This window comes from Streptomyces sp. H27-C3 (assembly GCF_030063415.1).
Taxonomy (GTDB): domain Bacteria; phylum Actinomycetota; class Actinomycetes; order Streptomycetales; family Streptomycetaceae; genus Streptomyces.
Window position 1 is genome coordinate 177,921 of sequence record NZ_JASITA010000003.1, and the last position, 16,832, is coordinate 194,752.

At 69.9% G+C, this 16,832-nt stretch carries 19 protein-coding genes and 5 tRNA genes; 18 read left to right on the forward strand and 6 right to left on the reverse strand.

Annotated features, from left to right (window positions below):
* Nucleotides 1-101 precede the first annotated feature (101 nt).
* The 9 genes from QMK30_RS04110 (at nt 102) to QMK30_RS04150 (ending at nt 4,422) form a co-directional block, all read left to right on the forward strand.
* A complete protein-coding gene (locus QMK30_RS04110; protein ID WP_283515751.1) occupies nt 102-890 on the forward strand; it encodes a fumarylacetoacetate hydrolase family protein in 789 nt (262 codons plus the stop codon).
* Complete coding sequence (gene gltX, locus QMK30_RS04115; RefSeq protein WP_283515752.1) at nt 883-2,367, forward strand: glutamate--tRNA ligase; 1,485 nt, start codon at nt 883-885, stop codon at nt 2,365-2,367. The genes QMK30_RS04110 and gltX overlap by 8 nt, the downstream gene beginning before the upstream one ends.
* A gap of 133 nt (nt 2,368-2,500) precedes the next feature.
* On the forward strand, nt 2,501-3,229 hold the full coding sequence (locus QMK30_RS04120) for an HAD family hydrolase (protein WP_283515753.1): 729 nt from the start codon (nt 2,501-2,503) through the stop codon (nt 3,227-3,229).
* Nucleotides 3,230-3,316: 87 nt separating this feature from the next.
* A tRNA-Gln gene (locus QMK30_RS04125) sits at nt 3,317-3,388 on the forward strand.
* Nucleotides 3,389-3,409: 21 nt separating this feature from the next.
* A tRNA-Glu gene (locus QMK30_RS04130) sits at nt 3,410-3,482 on the forward strand.
* 64 nt (nt 3,483-3,546) lie between these two features.
* Nucleotides 3,547-3,619, forward strand: a tRNA-Glu gene (locus tag QMK30_RS04135).
* 44 nt (nt 3,620-3,663) lie between these two features.
* Nucleotides 3,664-3,735: transfer RNA gene (locus QMK30_RS04140), tRNA-Gln, on the forward strand.
* A 22-nt stretch (nt 3,736-3,757) separates the two neighbouring features.
* Nucleotides 3,758-3,830, forward strand: a tRNA-Glu gene (locus QMK30_RS04145).
* 58 nt (nt 3,831-3,888) lie between these two features.
* Entirely contained in the window at nt 3,889-4,422 is a 534-nt protein-coding gene (locus tag QMK30_RS04150; RefSeq protein WP_283515754.1) for a hypothetical protein, read from the forward strand.
* A 9-nt stretch (nt 4,423-4,431) separates the two neighbouring features.
* Here the strand turns inward: QMK30_RS04150 and ndgR are convergent, their stop codons facing one another.
* Nucleotides 4,432-5,151: an IclR family transcriptional regulator NdgR gene (ndgR, locus tag QMK30_RS04155; RefSeq protein ID WP_283515755.1), complete on the reverse strand. Its 720-nt coding sequence runs from the start codon at nt 5,149-5,151 to the stop codon at nt 4,432-4,434.
* 173 nt (nt 5,152-5,324) lie between these two features.
* On the opposite strand from ndgR, the gene leuC reads away from it, so the two are divergent.
* The 4 genes from leuC (at nt 5,325) to QMK30_RS04175 (ending at nt 8,585) form a co-directional block, all read left to right on the forward strand.
* Nucleotides 5,325-6,749: a 3-isopropylmalate dehydratase large subunit gene (gene leuC, locus QMK30_RS04160; RefSeq protein ID WP_283515756.1), complete on the forward strand. Its 1,425-nt coding sequence runs from the start codon at nt 5,325-5,327 to the stop codon at nt 6,747-6,749.
* 5 nt (nt 6,750-6,754) lie between these two features.
* Nucleotides 6,755-7,348, forward strand: coding sequence for a 3-isopropylmalate dehydratase small subunit (leuD, locus tag QMK30_RS04165; protein ID WP_283515757.1), 594 nt, complete (start codon nt 6,755-6,757; stop codon nt 7,346-7,348).
* A 190-nt stretch (nt 7,349-7,538) separates the two neighbouring features.
* Nucleotides 7,539-7,766, forward strand: a complete 228-nt coding sequence (locus QMK30_RS04170; protein ID WP_283515758.1) for an SCO5555 family protein — start codon at nt 7,539-7,541, stop codon at nt 7,764-7,766.
* A 144-nt stretch (nt 7,767-7,910) separates the two neighbouring features.
* A complete protein-coding gene (locus QMK30_RS04175; RefSeq protein ID WP_283515759.1) occupies nt 7,911-8,585 on the forward strand; it encodes an HU family DNA-binding protein in 675 nt (224 codons plus the stop codon).
* 112 nt (nt 8,586-8,697) lie between these two features.
* Here the strand turns inward: QMK30_RS04175 and QMK30_RS04180 are convergent, their stop codons facing one another.
* Entirely contained in the window at nt 8,698-8,901 is a 204-nt protein-coding gene (locus tag QMK30_RS04180; RefSeq protein ID WP_283515760.1) for a hypothetical protein, read from the reverse strand.
* 99 nt (nt 8,902-9,000) lie between these two features.
* Nucleotides 9,001-9,663, reverse strand: coding sequence for a 2-phospho-L-lactate guanylyltransferase (gene cofC / locus QMK30_RS04185; RefSeq protein WP_283515878.1), 663 nt, complete (start codon nt 9,661-9,663; stop codon nt 9,001-9,003).
* Nucleotides 9,664-9,860: 197 nt separating this feature from the next.
* On the opposite strand from cofC, the gene QMK30_RS04190 reads away from it, so the two are divergent.
* From QMK30_RS04190 to QMK30_RS04200, 3 genes are read left to right on the forward strand one after another with little or no spacing between them, the layout of a single operon-like run.
* On the forward strand, nt 9,861-10,613 hold the full coding sequence (locus QMK30_RS04190; protein WP_283515761.1) for a lysophospholipid acyltransferase family protein: 753 nt from the start codon (nt 9,861-9,863) through the stop codon (nt 10,611-10,613).
* Nucleotides 10,610-11,623 carry an NAD(P)H-dependent glycerol-3-phosphate dehydrogenase gene (locus tag QMK30_RS04195; protein ID WP_283515762.1) on the forward strand — a complete coding sequence of 338 codons (1,014 nt, stop codon included), beginning with the start codon at nt 10,610-10,612 and terminating at the stop codon, nt 11,621-11,623. The genes QMK30_RS04190 and QMK30_RS04195 overlap by 4 nt, the downstream gene beginning before the upstream one ends.
* A gap of 31 nt (nt 11,624-11,654) precedes the next feature.
* Complete coding sequence (locus QMK30_RS04200) at nt 11,655-12,809, forward strand: D-alanine--D-alanine ligase family protein (protein WP_283515763.1); 1,155 nt, start codon at nt 11,655-11,657, stop codon at nt 12,807-12,809.
* A gap of 6 nt (nt 12,810-12,815) precedes the next feature.
* Here QMK30_RS04200 and QMK30_RS04205 read toward each other — a convergent pair whose 3' ends face one another.
* Nucleotides 12,816-13,283: a DUF3515 domain-containing protein gene (locus tag QMK30_RS04205; RefSeq protein ID WP_283515764.1), complete on the reverse strand. Its 468-nt coding sequence runs from the start codon at nt 13,281-13,283 to the stop codon at nt 12,816-12,818.
* Between the two features lie 19 nt (nt 13,284-13,302).
* Complete coding sequence (locus QMK30_RS04210) at nt 13,303-13,536, reverse strand: Lrp/AsnC ligand binding domain-containing protein (protein ID WP_283515765.1); 234 nt, start codon at nt 13,534-13,536, stop codon at nt 13,303-13,305.
* Between the two features lie 226 nt (nt 13,537-13,762).
* Between QMK30_RS04210 and QMK30_RS04215 the strand changes: the two genes are divergently transcribed.
* Both QMK30_RS04215 and thiD read left to right on the forward strand, forming a co-directional pair.
* Nucleotides 13,763-14,734 carry a thiamine-phosphate kinase gene (locus tag QMK30_RS04215; RefSeq protein WP_283515766.1) on the forward strand — a complete coding sequence of 324 codons (972 nt, stop codon included), beginning with the start codon at nt 13,763-13,765 and terminating at the stop codon, nt 14,732-14,734.
* 41 nt (nt 14,735-14,775) lie between these two features.
* Nucleotides 14,776-15,579, forward strand: coding sequence for a bifunctional hydroxymethylpyrimidine kinase/phosphomethylpyrimidine kinase (gene thiD, locus QMK30_RS04220; protein ID WP_283515767.1), 804 nt, complete (start codon nt 14,776-14,778; stop codon nt 15,577-15,579).
* On the opposite strand, the gene QMK30_RS04225 is transcribed toward thiD, so the two are convergent.
* Nucleotides 15,557-16,798, reverse strand: coding sequence for an FAD-dependent monooxygenase (locus QMK30_RS04225; RefSeq protein ID WP_283515768.1), 1,242 nt, complete (start codon nt 16,796-16,798; stop codon nt 15,557-15,559). The two genes, thiD and QMK30_RS04225, sit on opposite strands and share 23 nt — an antisense overlap.
* Between the last annotated feature and the right edge of the window lie 34 nt (nt 16,799-16,832).

Below are 16,832 nucleotides of genomic sequence, written 5' to 3' on the forward strand. Positions count from 1 at the left end.
CCGGCAGTACGAGAGGTGGGAGCCGTCGGTCGCGTTAGCCTGGAGCGTCAGTCTCCGGCCAGTCGGCCAGTCCAGTAAGCAGTGAGGGGCGGCACCATCCCGTGCGCATCGCCAGGTTCTCCATCGACGGCAATGTCGCCTTCGGCGCGGTCGAGGGCGACAGCGCCCCGGGCGCCGGGGCCGATCTCGTCCTCGACATCATCAAGGGCGTCCCGTACGGAGACTTCGAGCTCTCCGGGGTCAAGGTCCCGCTGAGCAAGGTCCGCCTCCTGCCGCCAGTGCTCCCCAGCAAGGTTGTGGCCGTCGGCCGCAACTACGCGGAGCACGCGGCGGAGCTCGGCAACGAGGTGCCCGACGTCGCCATCACCTTCCTCAAGCCGTCCACCTCGGTGATCGGCCCCGGCGGGGAGATCGGCTACCCGTCCTTCTCCAGCGACCTGCACCACGAGGCCGAGCTGGCCGTGGTCATCGGCCGGATGTGCCGCGAGGTCCCGCGCGAGCGCGTCAAGGACGTCATCTTCGGCTACACCTGCGCCAACGACATCACCGCACGCGACGTGCAGGCACGCGAGAAGCAGTGGGCCCGCGCCAAGGGCTTCGACGGCTCCTGCCCGCTCGGCCCCTGGGTGGAGACCGACCTCGACCCCGGCGACCTCACGATCCAGTGCACGGTCAACGGCGAACAGCGCCAGCTCGGACGCACCAGCGAGATGGTCCGCTCAGTGGAGGACCTGATCGTCCACATCACCGAGGCCATGACGCTGCTCCCGGGCGACGTCATCCTCACCGGCACCCCCGCGGGTGTCGGACCCCTGAACGTCGGCGACGAGGTCGCCGTCACCATCGAAGGCATCGGCACTCTCACCAATAAGGTGATCAAGCGTGGCTAGCGCAACCCCCCCCTCGGTCCGTGTCCGTTTCTGTCCCTCGCCGACCGGCAACCCGCACGTGGGTCTGGTCCGCACCGCCCTGTTCAACTGGGCGTTCGCCCGGCACACCGGCGGCACCATGGTCTTCCGCATCGAGGACACCGACGCCGCGCGCGACTCCGAGGAGTCGTACAACCAGCTGCTCGACTCGATGCGCTGGCTCGGTCTCGACTGGGACGAGGGCCCCGAGATCGGCGGCCCGCACGCCCCCTACCGCCAGTCCGAGCGCATGGACATCTACGCGGACATCGCGAAGAAGCTCCAGGACGCCGGGCACGCGTACGACTGCTACTGCAGCGCGCCCGAGCTCGACGAGCGCCGCGCCGCGGCCCGCGCCGCCGGCCGTCCGTCCGGCTACGACGGTCACTGCCGTGACCTCGGCGCCGGGCAGGTCGAGGCGTACAAGGCCGAGGGCCGCCCCTCGATCGTCCGCTTCCGGATGCCCGACGAGCCGATCACCTTCACCGACCTGGTGCGCGGCGAGCTGACCTTCACCCCGGAGAACGTCCCCGACTTCGGCATCGTGCGTGCCAACGGCGCCCCGCTGTACACGCTCGTCAACCCGGTCGACGACGCCCTGATGGAGATCACCCACGTCCTGCGCGGTGAGGACCTGCTGTCCTCCACCCCCCGCCAGGTCGCGCTTTACAAGGCCCTCATCGAGCTGGGCCTCGCCAAGTACGTGCCGGTCTTCGGCCACCTGCCGTACGTCATGGGCGAGGGCAACAAGAAGCTCTCCAAGCGCGACCCCGAGGCGTCCCTGAACCTCTACCGGGAGCGCGGTTTCCTCCCCGAGGGCCTGCTGAACTACCTCTCCCTCCTGGGCTGGTCGTTCTCGGCGGACGAGGACGTCTTCACGGTGGCCCAGCTCATCGAGAAGTTCGACATCGCGGACGTCAACGCCAACCCGGCCCGCTTCGACCTGAAGAAGGCCGAGGCGATCAACGCCGACCACATCCGCATGCTCGATGTGAAGGCGTTCGCCGAGGCGTGCACCCCCTGGCTGCGGGCCCCGTTCGCGAACTGGTCCCCCGAGGCCTTCGACCAGGTGGCCTGGGAAGCGATCGCCCCGCACGCCCAGACCCGGCTGCAGGTCCTCTCGGACATCACGGCCAACGTCGACTTCCTCTTCCTCGACGAGCCCTTCCACGACGAGGTGTCCTGGGCGAAGGCGATGAAGGGCGAGCCGGCAGCGCTCCTCACCACCGCCCGCGCCAAGCTGGAAGCGGCGGACTGGTCCAGCGCCGAGGCCCTCAAGGAGGCCGTCCTGGCCGCCGGCGAGGCGCACGGCCTCAAGCTCGGCAAGGCGCAGGCCCCGGTCCGCGTCGCGGTCACCGGACGCACGGTCGGCCTGCCGCTCTTCGAGTCCCTGGAGATCCTGGGCAAGGAGAAGACCCTGGTCCGGATCGACGCGGCCCTGGCCAAACTGGCCGCGTAACCCGTAGTCGTACGACGCCCCGCGGGGCCCGTGAGCCACTCGGCTCACGGGCCCCGCGGCGCTTTCGGGGGCCGGGTGTCGGGTAGACACCCCCCCAGCGGCGGGACGCCGCATGACCGGAAGGTTCGTATCCATGCCGATCCGCGCAGTTGTCTGGGACATCGACGACACGATCTTCGACTACGCGAGCGCCGACCGCGCCGGTATGCGCGACCACCTCAGGGCCGAGGCGCTGCTCGGCGAGGTGGTGTCCGCGGAGTCCGCCGAGCAGGCCCTGGCCCGCTGGCGCGAGATCACCGAGGCCCAGTGGCTCCGCTTCGCCGCAGGCGAGGCGACCTTCGAGGACCAGCGCCGCGAGCGCGTGCGCGTCTTCCTGGGGCGAGGGCTGACCGACACCGAGGCGGACGCCTGGTTCAAGCGGTACGTCGCCCACTACGAGGCCGCCTGGAAGCTGTTCCCCGACACTCTCCCGGCGCTGGACCTGCTGGCGGCGGACTACCGCCACGCCGTCCTGTCGAACTCCAGCGTCCACAACCAGGACCGCAAGCTCCGCGTCCTGGGCGTGCGCGACCGCTTCGAGGCCCTGCTGTGCGCCGCCGAACTCGGGGTGTCCAAGCCCGCCGCGGAGGCCTTCCACGCCGCCTGTGACGCGCTGGCGCTGCCGCCTGGCGAGGTCGCGTACGTCGGTGACCAGCCGGACATCGACGCCCGTGGCGCCGACGAGGCGGGCCTGTCGGGCATCTGGCTCGACCGCGGCGGACACGGCGGCCGTCCCGAACTCGCGCGCATCACCGGCCTCGACCAGCTTCCCGGCCTGCTGCGTGGCAATACACGTTTTGGAGCGCCGTCCACCTTCGGGTAATGTTCTTCCTGCGCCGCTCAAGAGGTCCGAAAGGCCCGGGAGGGCAGCGCACACCAAACAAACCCCCATCAGGGGGTTGAGTTTTGGTGGGCTATGGTGTAATTGGCAGCACGAGGGTTTCTGGTTCCCTTAGTCTAGGTTCGAGTCCTGGTAGCCCAGCTCGCAGAGCTCATCTGCAAGGCCCCCGTTGTGTAGCGGCCTAGCACGCCGCCCTCTCAAGGCGGTAGCGCCGGTTCGAATCCGGTCGGGGGTACAGATCCTTATCTTTCCACCGCCTCCGGGTCGCACCTGGATGCGGTGACGTAGGGATCGCCAAGGCCCCCGTTGTGTAGCGGCCTAGCACGCCGCCCTCTCAAGGCGGTAGCGCCGGTTCGAATCCGGTCGGGGGTACTGGTTCCATCGAACCAAACGGACCGTAATGGTCTATACCACCATGGGCTATGGTGTAATTGGCAGCACGAGGGTTTCTGGTTCCCTTAGTCTAGGTTCGAGTCCTGGTAGCCCAGCTCGCAGATCAGGTTCTGCAAGGCCCCCGTTGTGTAGCGGCCTAGCACGCCGCCCTCTCAAGGCGGTAGCGCCGGTTCGAATCCGGTCGGGGGTACGTACAGAAGAAGGCTCTCCGCTCAGCGGGGGGCCTTCTCGCATGTACACCGCGGTCGGTGCCCTATCGCAGCCCGTCGCGGCGGCAGGACAATCCGCGCACGGCACTCCTCGAAGGCGGGTACCTGACGGTCGCCGCAGCCGATCTGCGGACCGGGGACCACGCCTGCCTCTTCTACGGCTCGGAGGCCGAACAGCTCGCGGAGCTCGGCTCGTTGGTCGTCGCCGGAAACCGGGCGCGGAGCGCGGGCCTGACGGGCGCGCGGCTGACGATGGCCCAGATCGTCGCCAACGAGGCGCTGATGCACCTCCTGCGGTGGGGGCAGCGGGGCGGGCGGCCGAGCGAAGCGGCCGACGCGCGGGTGTGCACCTGGGAGGAGCCCGGCATTCTCACCTGGGACCTGTTCGCCACCGAGCGCTCGGCGGCCCCGGCCGCCTGGGCCGGGTTCGCACCGCCCGACGCCGACGCCGGCCCCGACGACGGGCTCTGGCCGATCCGCAATCTCCGCGAGTCGGTGGAGTTCAGGACCGTGGAGGGGCGGCCGCGGCTGCGCCTGCGGTACGCGGGAGCGGGCAACGCCGAGCGGCTGTGAGGCGTCCGCTCAGCCGCCGGTGCGGCGCAGGGCCTCCGAGAGGCGTGCGGCCGAGTCGATGATCGCCTGGGCGTGCATCCGGCCCGGGTGACGGGTCAGCCGCTCGATCGGCCCCGAGACGGAGACCGCGGCGACGACCCGGTTGGACGGGCCGCGCACCGGCGCCGACACCGAGGCCACGCCCGGCTCGCGTTCGCCGATCGACTGGGCCCAGCCCCGGCGGCGTACGCCCGAGAGCGCGGTCGCCGTGAAGCGGGCGCCCTGCAGGCCGCGGTGGAGGCGTTCGGGCTCCTCCCAGGCCATCAGGATCTGGGCCGACGAGCCGGCCTTCATGGTGAGCGTGGAGCCGACCGGCACGGTGTCCCGCAGTCCGGACAGCCGCTCCGCCGCCGCCACGCAGATCCGCATGTCTCCCTGACGGCGGTAGAGCTGGGCGCTCTCGCCGGTCACGTCGCGCAGATGCGTGAGCACGGGCCCCGCCGTGGCCAGCAGCCGGTCCTCGCCCGCCGCGGCCGAGAGCTCGGACAGCCGGGGGCCGAGAATGAAACGGCCCTGCATGTCCCTCGCCACCAGGCGGTGGTGTTCCAGTGCCACGGCCAGTCGGTGCGCCGTGGGTCGTGCGAGCCCGGTCGCCGCGACCAGCCCGGCGAGGGTGGCCGGACCGGACTCCAGGGCGCTCAGTACCAGAGCCGCCTTGTCGAGAACGCCGACGCCGCTAGAGTTGTCCATGCGTCGATACTCGCGTCTCACTCTGTGAAACGCAAGTTCAATTTTCCGGTGAACTTGCGAATCTGTACAGGGGGCCGCATAGCGGCCTGTCGTCACCGTCCTGTACGGGGGTCCGGACGGGGACGCACCGATCTCTAGTTGGGCCGGCGAAGGTGCCGGCCGAAGGGAAAGCGATGGGTAGGACACTCGCGGAGAAGGTCTGGGACGACCACGTCGTCAGGCACGTGGAGGGCGAGCCCGACCTCCTCTTCATCGATCTGCACCTGCTGCACGAGGTGACCAGCCCGCAGGCCTTCGACGGCCTGCGCAAGACCGGTCGCCAGGTCCGGCGCCTCGACCTCACCATCGCGACCGAGGACCACAACACCCCGACGATCGACATCGACAAGCCGATCGCCGACCCGGTCTCCCGGATCCAGCTGGAGACGCTGCGCAAGAACTGCGCGGACTTCGGTGTGCGGCTGCACTCGCTCGGCGATGTCGAGCAGGGCGTCGTCCACGTGGTGGGACCGCAGCTGGGACTGACCCAGCCCGGCACCACCGTGGTCTGCGGCGACTCCCACACCTCCACCCACGGCGCGTTCGGCGCGCTGGCGTTCGGCATCGGCACCTCGCAGGTGGAGCACGTACTGGCCACCCAGACCCTGCCGATGGCCCCGCCGAAGACCATGGCCATCACGGTCGAGGGCGAACTGCCCGACGCCGTCACCGCCAAGGACCTGATCCTCGCCATCATCGCGAGGATCGGCACCGGCGGCGGCCAGGGATACGTCCTGGAATACCGCGGCTCCGCCATCGAGAAACTCTCGATGGAAGCCCGGATGACCATCTGCAACATGTCGATCGAAGCGGGCGCGCGGGCCGGAATGATCGCCCCGGACCGGACGACGTTCGACTACCTCCAGGGCCGGGTGCACGCCCCGCAGGGCGCGGACTGGGACGCCGCCGTCGCGTACTGGCAGACCCTGCGCACCGACGACGACGCCGTTTTCGACGCCGAGGTCTTCATCGACGCCGCCGAACTGGCCCCGTTCGTCACCTGGGGCACCAACCCGGGCCAGGGCGCGCCCCTGACGGAGAACGTCCCCGACCCCGCTTCGTACGAGGACGCTTCGGAGCGCTTCGCCGCCGAAAAGGCCCTGGAGTACATGGGGTTGACCGCCGGGCAGGCGCTGCGTGACATCACCGTCGACACCGTCTTCGTAGGTTCCTGCACCAATGGCCGTATCGAGGACCTGCGCGTCGCCGCCGCCATCATGGACGGCCGCAGGGTGGCCGAGGGCGTACGCATGCTGGTCGTCCCCGGCTCGGTCCGGGTCGCCCTGCAGGCCATCGAGGAGGGCCTGGACAAGGTGTTCACGGCCTCCGGCGCCGAATGGCGGCACGCGGGCTGCTCGATGTGTCTGGGCATGAACCCGGACCAGCTGGCCCCCGGTGAGCGCTGCGCGTCGACCTCCAACCGCAACTTCGAGGGCAGGCAGGGCAAGGGCGGCCGAACGCACCTGGTGTCGCCGCAGGTCGCCGCCGCCACCGCGGTGCTGGGCCATCTGGCCGCGCCCTCCGATCTGTCCCAAGCCCCCACGCCCGCGGGAGTCTGAGAATCATGGAAGCTTTCACCGCACACACCGGCCGGGCCGTCCCGCTGCGCCGCAGCAACGTCGACACCGACCAGATCATCCCGGCCCACTGGCTGAAGAAGGTCACCCGCGACGGCTTCGAGGACGGGCTCTTCGAGGCCTGGCGCAAGGACCCGCAGTTCATCTTCAACCGCCCGGAGCGCACGGGCGCCACGGTTCTGGTGGCAGGGCCCGACTTCGGCACCGGCTCCTCGCGCGAACACGCCGTCTGGGCGCTGCAGAATTACGGCTTCAAGACCGTGATCTCCTCCCGGTTCGCCGATATCTTCCGGGGCAACTCGCTCAAGAACGGCCTGCTCACGGTCGTACTGGAGCAGAAGGTCGTGGACGCGCTCTGGGATCTGGTCGATGAGGACCCCACGGCCGAGATCACCGTGGACCTCCGAGACCGCCAGGTACGCGCCGAAGGCATCACCGCCGACTTCGAACTCGACGAAAATGCCCGCTGGCGACTGCTCAACGGTCTGGACGACATCAGCATCACCCTCCAGAACGAGCCGGACATCGCCGCATACGAGGCCGGCAGGCCCACTTTCAAGCCAAGTACCGTGCAGGTCTGACCCCTCGCATCACCCAAGTGCCCCCGACCGTCACGGTTGGGGGCATTCGGGTGTTCCGGCCCCAACTCCCTTGACGCAGCGGGGAGATGGAGGCGTCCCGGGACCCCGAACAGGCCTCTTTTGGAGGCCTCGATTCCGCTAGTTGCCCCCGCCGGAGGCGACAACTCGCCCCAGATGGCACAATCGGTGCATGGAACGCGACAGCCAACTCGAGCTCTACGTGGCAGTCGCGGACCGATTGAAAGAAGCACACACGGCAGTGCGCACACTGCAAGTCCCGGAGGGCGTACGCATGGCGCTGTCCCGGAAGCTGCTGGTCATAACGGCCGCGGCGAAACATGATCTCACCGATGCCGCAAGGCGCCTGGACAGGTTGATGAAGGACCTCGACGAGGGTCGATTCCCTGAAGGCGACTAGGCCTTTGGAACTCCCCGAAGGTCTACTTCGTTGCGGCACTAGGGTGATTAGCCCGTTTCGTGTTTGATTTGCGGTATATATCTGCCTAACGTGCGAAAAAGCTTGAACACATTCGTTCTGGCAATGTCTCCGAAGGGGAAGACAGTGAACAAGGCGCAGCTCGTAGAAGCCATTGCGGACAAGGTCGGCGGCCGTCAGCAGGCCGCAGACGCGGTCGACGCGGTACTCGACGCGGTAGTCCGTGCAGTTGTGGCCGGAGACCGCGTGTCGGTCACCGGCTTCGGTTCGTTCGAGAAGGTCGACCGTCCGGCCCGGTACGCCCGTAACCCGCAGACGGGTGAGCGGGTCCGGGTCAAGAAGACCTCGGTGCCGCGCTTCCGCGCGGGTCAGGGCTTCAAGGACCTGGTCAGCGGCTCGAAGAAGCTCCCGAAGAACGACGTGGCCGTCAAGAAGGCGCCCAAGGGCAGCCTCTCGGGCGGTCCTTCCACCCGGACGACCGCCAAGGCCGCGGCCAAGAAGGCCACCGCCAAGAAGGCGACGGCGAAGAAGGCGATCGCCAAGAAGACCACCGCTGTGGCGAAGAAGGCCACTCCGGCGGCGAAGAAGACCACGGTGACGGCCAAGAAGGCCACTCCGGCGGCGAAGAAGACCACGGTGACGGCCAAGAAGGCCACTCCGGCGGCCAAGAAGGCCACCGCCACGGCCAAGAAGACGGCACCCGCGGCCAAGAAGGCCGCCGCCGCCAAGAAGACCGCGCCCGCCAAGAAGAGCTCGGCGCGCAAGACCACCGCCAAGAAGGCCACTGTCAGGAAGAAGTAGGGGCAGCGAGGCACTCACGCGCCGGGCCGGGCTCCCTCCGGGGAGCCCGGCCCGCGGTGTGTCCGGGGGAGCCCGGCCCCAGCAGGCACTTGGCCGGTCGGGCTCAAGGGAGTCAGAACGTCTGGAGCGTCACCAGGGTGATGCGCCGGGATTCCCCTTCGCCGTCGACCTCGATCCGCACCCGCTGCCCCGCCCGCAGCAGCCGCAGGCCGCCCGCGTCGAAGGCCGGGGCGTCGAAGTCCACCGGGGTGCCGTCGTCGAGCAGCACACTGCCGCTGCGGGTCTGGGAGTCGTACGTGAACGCGGTCGCCTGCATGGCGGCAGCGTATCGGGCCGGGCCGCGCAGCGCTCCGTACGGTCGCGGTACGAACCGGCGTTGCTACGACCGGCCGCGGGGAGCCGCGAGCGGTACGCCCTATACGCGCGGGGGTCCGCCCACGACGACCCCGCTGAGCCGCGCCGTGCGCACCCCCACCCCCAGCTCCACCGCCGCCCGCAGATCGTCCCCGGTGTCCACGTCCTGGCGTACGGAATCGACGCCGGTCAGCAGGATTTCCCGGGCGCCGGAGGCCGAATGGCGGGCCCTGGAAGCGCCGCCGAAGGCCGGGGCCAATTCCACACCGGGGGCCGCGCACAGCAGCGTCGTCCCCATTCCGGCCGCGTCGGCCAGAAAAGCGCGCGGAAATGTGGCCGCGTAATCGAGCACGTGCCGCAATTCCGCGGGACGCAGCGCGGGCAGATCGGCATTCAGCGCGGCGACGGCCGCGCCGGGCCGCGCGGCCCGCACCGTGTCCGCCCCGTACGCCAGCGCTGCGTTGAGTCCGGCGGCCGGAATATCCGCGGTGATTCGCGCTCCCAGTGCGGCCAGCGCGGCGCCGGCGGGCCCGTCGTCCGTGACGACCACCACATCGCGCACGGCGGGACAGGCCAGCGCCGCCCCCACCGTGTCCAGCGCGAAGGCGAGCGCGAGCCCCGGACGCAACGCGTCGCCCGAGGAGGGCGTGAGCCTGCTCTTGGCCAGCAACAGGGGCTTGAGGGGGACAACGAGGGACCAGGGAGCGGTCCGGAACGTGTTCAGTGGCGAGCCCTCCGTCCAGTGCGCATCGGCCTCATTGTGGCCTGCCCGCCCGGTCGGGGGCACAGCGACGGGGAGGTGGGGCCCCGAAACCGGGGCGTACGGTGTTCTCGACAGACAAGGGGCCTGGGGCCACACTTGTGCGCCTGACCAGGCGTATCGGTGCACAGAGCAGCCAGGTCCTAAAGGAAGGTGTCCGAGTGTCCCGCCGCAGAATCGGCTTCTGGTACCGCCTGGCAGCGGTCATCGCAAAACCGCCGCTGATGGTGCTGTTCAAGCGGGACTGGCACGGAATGGAGCACATTCCCGCCGAAGGCGGATTCATCACCGCGGTCAATCACAACTCGTATCTGGACCCGCTGTCCTACGGGCACTTTCAGTACAACACGGGCCGTGTTCCCCGCCTCCTCGCCAAGGCCGGTCTGTTCCGGACGCCCTTCGTCGGCATGATGCTGCGCGGTACGGGCCAGATCCCCGTCTACCGCGACACCGGCAACGCCCTGGACGCGTTCCGTGCCGCCGTCGCCGCCATCGAGCACGGCGAGTGCGTGGCCTTCTATCCCGAAGGCACCCTCACCCGCGACCCCGACATGTGGCCGATGGAAGGCAAGTCCGGTGCGGCGCGCGTCGCCCTCCTGACGAAGGCCCCGGTCATTCCGGTGGCCCAGTGGGGCGCCAACTTGGCGATGCCGCCGTACGCCAAGGAGAACAAATTCCAGTTCTTCCCGCGCAAGACGCTTCAGGTGCAGGCGGGTCCGCCGGTCGACCTCGACCGGTTCTACGACCTGGACCCCACCCCCGACGTCCTGCGCGAGGCCACCGAGCTCATCATGGCGGCCATCACCGAGCAGCTCGCGGACCTGCGCGGCGAGCCCGTGCCCGCCGAGCCGTACGACCACCGCACGGTCCGTGCAGAGCAGCGGCGCAAGGCCGCGGGAGAGGGCGCAAAGTGACACGCCACCCGGTCAGGGCAGCCGTATTCGGAACGGGCTCCTGGGGCACGGCCTTCGGGATGGTCCTCGCCGACGCGGGCTGCGAGGTGACCCTCTGGGGCCGCCGCCCCGAGCTCGTCGAGGCCGTCAACACCACCCGGACCAACCCGGACTATCTGCCGGGCGTCGAACTCCCCGCGTCGCTGCGGGCCACCACCGACCCCGCCGAGGCCGCGGACGGCGCCGACTTCACGGTGCTCGCCGTGCCCTCGCAGACGCTGCGGATCAATCTCGCCGCGTGGGCGCCGCTGCTGCCCGCCGACACCCTGCTCGTCTCCCTGATGAAGGGCGTCGAACTCGGCACCGCGAAGCGGATGAGCGAGGTGATCGAGGAGGTCGCCAAGGTCCCCGGCGAGCGCGTCGCGATCCTGACCGGCCCCAACCTGGCCAAGGAGATCGCCGCCCGCCAGCCGGCCGCCGCGGTCGTCGCCTGCCGGGACGAGGAGGCCGCCACCCGCTTCCAGGCCGCCTGCCACACCCCGTACTTCCGCCCGTACACCAACACCGACGTCGTCGGCTGCGAGCTGGGCGGGGCCGTCAAGAACGTCATCGCGCTGGCCGTCGGCATCGCGGACGGCATGGGCCTGGGCGACAACACCAAGGCCTCGCTGATCACCCGCGGGCTCGCCGAGACCACCCGGCTCGGCCTGGCCATGGGCGCCGACGCGCACACCTTCGCGGGACTCGCGGGCATGGGCGACCTCGTCGCGACCTGCTCGTCGCCGCTCTCGCGCAACAACACCTTCGGCAAGAACCTCGGGCGCGGCATGACGCTCCAGGAGACCATCGCGGCGACCAAGCAGACCGCGGAGGGCGTCAAGTCCTGCGAGTCCGTCCTGGATCTCGCGCGCCGGCACGACGTCGACATGCCGATCACCGAGACGGTGGTGAGCATCGTCCACGAGGGAAAGCCGCCGCTCGTCGCGGTCAAGGAACTGATGGCGCGCAGCGCCAAGCCCGAGCGCCGCTGACGCGCGTACCTACGGGTACGCTCAGTGCGATATGAGCAGCGAGAACTCCTCCCACAGCCCTGAGCCGCAGCGCAAGCCGCGCGTAGCCGTCGTGTTCGGCGGTCGCAGCTCCGAACACGCCATCTCGGTCGTCACGGCCGGCGCCGTACTGCGGTCCATCGACCGTGAGAAGTACGATGTCCTGCCGATCGGGATCACCACGGACGGCCGCTGGGCCCTGACCAGCGACGATCCCGACCGGATGGCCATCGCCGACCGGACCCTGCCGACCGTCGATGACCTCGCCGAATCGGTGGCCGGCGGCGTGGTCCTCTCCGTCGACCCGGGCAGCCGCGAGGTCGTCTACAGCGAACCGGGCTCGGTGCCCAAGGCGCTGGGCGAGGTCGACGTCGTCTTCCCCGTCCTGCACGGCCCGTACGGCGAGGACGGCACCCTCCAGGGGCTGCTGGAGCTCTCCGGCGTCCCGTACGTCGGCTGCGGCGTCCTCGCCTCGGCCGTCGGCCAGGACAAGGAGTACATGAAGCGGGTGTTCATCTCCTTCGGGCTGCCCGTCGGCCCGTACGAGGTCATCCGCCCGCGCGAGTGGGAACTGGACCCAGCCGCCACCCGGAAGAAGATCGTGGGCTTCGCCGCCGACCACGGCTGGCCGCTCTTCGTCAAGCCGGCCCGCGCCGGCTCCTCGATGGGCATCACCAAGGTCGACGACCTGTCCGGTCTCGACGAGGCGATCGAGGAGGCGCAGCGCCACGACCCGAAGATCCTCATCGAGTCGCTGCTGCGCGGCCGTGAGATCGAGTGCGGTGTGCTGGAGTTCGAGGACGGGCCGCGCGCGAGCGTGCCCGCCGAGATCCCGCCCGTCACGTCGCACGACTTCTACGACTTCGAGGCCAAGTACATCGACTCGGCCACCGGCCTGGTGCCGGCGCCGCTCACCGACGAGCAGACCGCCGAGGTGCGGCGGCTCGCGGTCGACGCGTTCGAAGCGGTGTCCTGCGAGGGCCTGGTGCGCGCCGACTTCTTCCTGCAGGAGAACGGCGAGTTCGTGATCAACGAGATCAACACGATGCCGGGCTTCACCCCGATCTCGATGTACCCGCGGATGTGGCAGGAGAGCGGCGTCGCGTACGCGGAACTCGTCGACCTGCTGATCCAGGCGGCGCTGCGCCGCCCGACGGGTCTGCGCTAGCGGGCCTCAGAGGCTGGACGGCACGGTCTTCTTCACCGGCCCCGCGAAGGCCGCCAACGGCGTGATGTCGTGGGCGTACTTCGCGGGGAAGGTGATCTCGACGTAGGCCTCGCGGTAGGTGCTGGTGAAGCGCTGGCCGCCGTTTTCCTGCGGCTCGTGCAGCCAGTTGACGCCGTCGGCGTCCACTCCCTGCGCCTGCGGGTCCCCCATTTTCTCCGGTCGGGGGACCCCGCAGCGCAGTACGATCGCCGGGTCTCCCCACGCAGCGGTGAAGTCCGACCCGGGATCCGCGGTACGGGAGTCCTGGCCGTCGACCGACCCCGGCAGCTCCTTGTGCAGCGCCCGGCACACCGTGGCCGCTTCCGCGGACAGGGTGGGAACCGGGATCGCCACGGCGTCGTCCGTCAGGGAGCAGCCCGCGGTGGCGAGCAGCAGGGCGGCGGACAGACACAGAAGCCGGCGGGGAGAAGTCACCGGCCAAGCGTAGACGGGGCTACAGATGGACGACCGGGCAGGTCAGGGTGCGGGTGATGCCGTCCACTTGCTGGACCTTGGCCACCACCATGCGGCCGAGTGCATCGACCGTATCTGCCTGCGCACGCACGATCACGTCATAGGGTCCGGTCACGTCCTCGGCCTGGATCACTCCCTGAATCTTGCCGATGAGATCGGCGACGATCGACGCCTTGCCGACCTCGGTCTGAATAAGGATGTACGCCTGTACCACGGAACCTCCAGGGCGGCCACGAGGATCATGTGGGGAGAAGGGACGCCACCGTATCGCGTCGTCGTGGGCAGCGGGGAGACTTGCGCGGCCGGTGACGCACGCGGTGCGGCGCACGGAGACAGAAGTTGACGTATGTGTTGACGGTACCGACAGCAGTGATGGCTCGCGACCGCAAGCTCAGCGGGTCCAAGGGGGTATCCGGGATGAATACGAGAGGCGAGACTCGATGAAGGGCACTGTGGGCGAGTTGGGGGAGTTCGGGCTCATCAGAGAGCTCACTTCCCGGCTCACCTCCACCCCGGCGGTAAAGCTGGGGCCCGGTGACGACGCAGCTGTCGTGGCCGCTCCCGACCGACGGGTCGTGGCGAGTACGGACATTCTCCTTGAGGGGCGCCACTTCCGGCGCGACTGGTCCACCGCGTACGACGTGGGCCGCAAGGCAGCCGCACAGAACCTCGCCGACATCGCCGCCATGGGCGCGGTCCCGACGGCGCTGCTGCTCGGCCTCGTCGTCCCCGCCGAACTCCCCGTGGCCTGGCCGACCGAGCTGATGGACGGCATCAGGGACGAGTGCCAGGTGGCGGGCGCGGCGGTGGTCGGCGGAGACGTCGTACGCGGCGACACCATCACGGTGGCGATCACCGCACTCGGTGATCTGCGCAACCACGAGCCGGTCACCCGATCCGGCGCCCACTCCGGCGACATCGTCGCCGTCACCGGATGGCTGGGCTGGTCGGCCGCCGGGCACGCGGTACTCTCGCGCGGCTTCCGCTCACCGCGGGCCTTCGTCGAGGCACACCGGCGCCCCGAACCGCCGTATCACGCGGGCCCCGCGGCCGCCGGGCTCGGCGCCACCGCCATGACCGACGTGAGTGACGGGCTCGTCGCGGACCTCGGGCACATCGCGGAGGCCAGCAAGGTCCGGATCGACCTGCGGTCCGGGCTGATCGACATTCCCTCGCAGATGTACGACATCGGGCAGGCCGTCGGCGTGGACCCGCTCCAGTGGGTGCTGACCGGCGGTGAGGACCACGCGATCGTGGCGACCTTCCCGCCGGACGTGAAACTGCCCGCCCGCTGGAAGGTGATCGGCGAGGTACTCAACCCGTCGGCGCTGCCCCAGGTGACTGTCGACGGCGCGCCGTGGACGAGCAAGGGCGGCTGGGACCACTTCGGCGACATCGAGACGGGGCAGTAGCCGGCACACCCCCGGAGCCGCGGCGTACTAGATTCGCGGGTATGCGAATACTTCCTTGTGTGCTCACCGTCGCCGGGTCCGACTCCGGCGGCGGTGCGGGCATCCAGGCCGACCTCAAGACGATGCTCGCCCTCGGTGTGCACGGCATGAGCGTGCTCACCGCGGTGACCGCGCAGAACTCGCTGGGCGTGCAGGGCGTCTGGGACCTGCCGGTGGAAGCTGTACGCGCCCAGTACCGCAGCGTCGTCGGCGACATCGGCGTACAGGCCGTGAAGACCGGGATGCTGTCGTCGGCCGAACTCGTCGAGGCCGTCGCCGAACTGCTGGCCGGCACGGACGCCCCGGTGGTCGTGGACCCGGTGGGCGTCTCCAAGCACGGGGACGCGCTGCTCGCCGACTCCGCGCTCGACGCCGTACGGACCAGGCTCCTGCCCACCGCGACCGTCGCGACGCCCAATCTCGACGAGGTGGCCCAGCTCACCGGCGTCCGGGTGGAGTCCGAGACAGACATGCGGCGGGCCGCCGACGCCCTGCTCGCGTTCGGGCCGCGGTGGGCGCTCATCAAGGGCGGGCACCTGACGGGCGAAGCGGTCGACCTGCTGACGGACGGCACCGACGAACACTGGCTGCGCGCGCCCCGGCACGACAACCGGCACACGCACGGCACGGGGTGCACCCTCGCGTCGGCCATCGCGTCGGGTCTCGCGAAGGGCCTCGATGTGCCGCAGGCCGTGCGGGCCGCCAAGGAGTACGTGACCGAGGCGATCGCCGCCGGCTTCGCGCTCGGCGGCGGAATCGGCCCGGTCGACCACGGCTGGCGGCTCAGGAATAGTCCTTCAGCATGATCGCCGAGGCGGCCTTCTCCGTGAGCCTCTTGAAGACTCCGGCGAGCAGCCGCGAGCTCAGCATCCGGTAGGCGCGGTCGCGCTGGCGGACCTTCTTCTCGGTGGGCGGCGCCAGGAACGGGCCCGCGCCCTCCGCCGTCTTCTGGCAGCCCTTCGCGTAGTCGGTGACCTCGGCCTCGTAGGCGGCGAACGCGACCTGGTGGTCGCCGCCTACGAGAGCCAGTTCACCGGCCAGGACGTAAGCGCAGACGATGGCGGAGCCGGTGCCCATGCCGCCCATCGTGGCGCCGTACCCTGCGTCACCGAGTAGCACGACCCGGCCCTTGGACAGCCGCTCGACGTGGACCTGCGCGATCGCGTCGAAGTACAGACTCTCCGTCGCCTCCAGCGCCGCCAGGATCCCAGGTGTCTCCCAGCCCACGTCCGCGAACCGCTCCGCGAGGATCTTCTTCTGCGCGGCGATGTCGTGCCGGTCGTAGTCCAGCCGCTCCGAGGCGAAGACCAGCGCCGCGCCGGCCCGCTCCGGGTCGCCGTCGTAGTTGGAGAGGGAAACCATCCGGTCGGGCTCGCTGTAGATCCGGGCGGTCCGGTCCAGACCGAGGTGGTTGGGCAGGTCGAAGCCCGCGACGTAGTACCCGAGATGGCGCAGGGAGTGCCCCTCGTCGCCGAAGGCCAGCCGGCGGGTGTGCGAGTGCAGGCCGTCGGCTCCGACGACGAGGTCGAAGCGGCGCGGGGCGCCCTGGTCGAAGGTGACTTCGACCCCGTCGGCGTCCTCGGCCAGGGTGGCGATGGAGTCCCCGAAGACGTACTCGACACGGTCCTTGGTGCGCTCGTAAAGGATCTCGGAGAGGTCACCGCGGAAGATCTCGACGTCGCCGCTCATGAACGCGGCGGGCAGGTCCACCCGCGCGCTCCCGTCGGCGTCGACGACGGTCTGGCAGCCCATGTGGGTCTGCCGGGCGTGGACCTCGTCCCAGATGCCCAGGCGCTGGAGCGCCGTGCGGTGCGCCCGGCCGCGGAAGTCGACGGCGAAGCCGCCCTTGCGCAGGGCGGGCGCCTTCTCGACGACGGTGACGTGCGCGCCGTACTTCGAGAGCTGGAGGGCGAGTGCGGGACCGGCGACGCTGGCACCGGAGATCAGAACGCTGAGGTGGTCGAGCCGCTGCGCGGTGCCGGCCTGCGGGGTGTTGCTCTGCGAGGTCTCGCTCTGCTTCGTCATGCCCCGAGGCTGCCGGAGCCCCCTGACCGTCCGC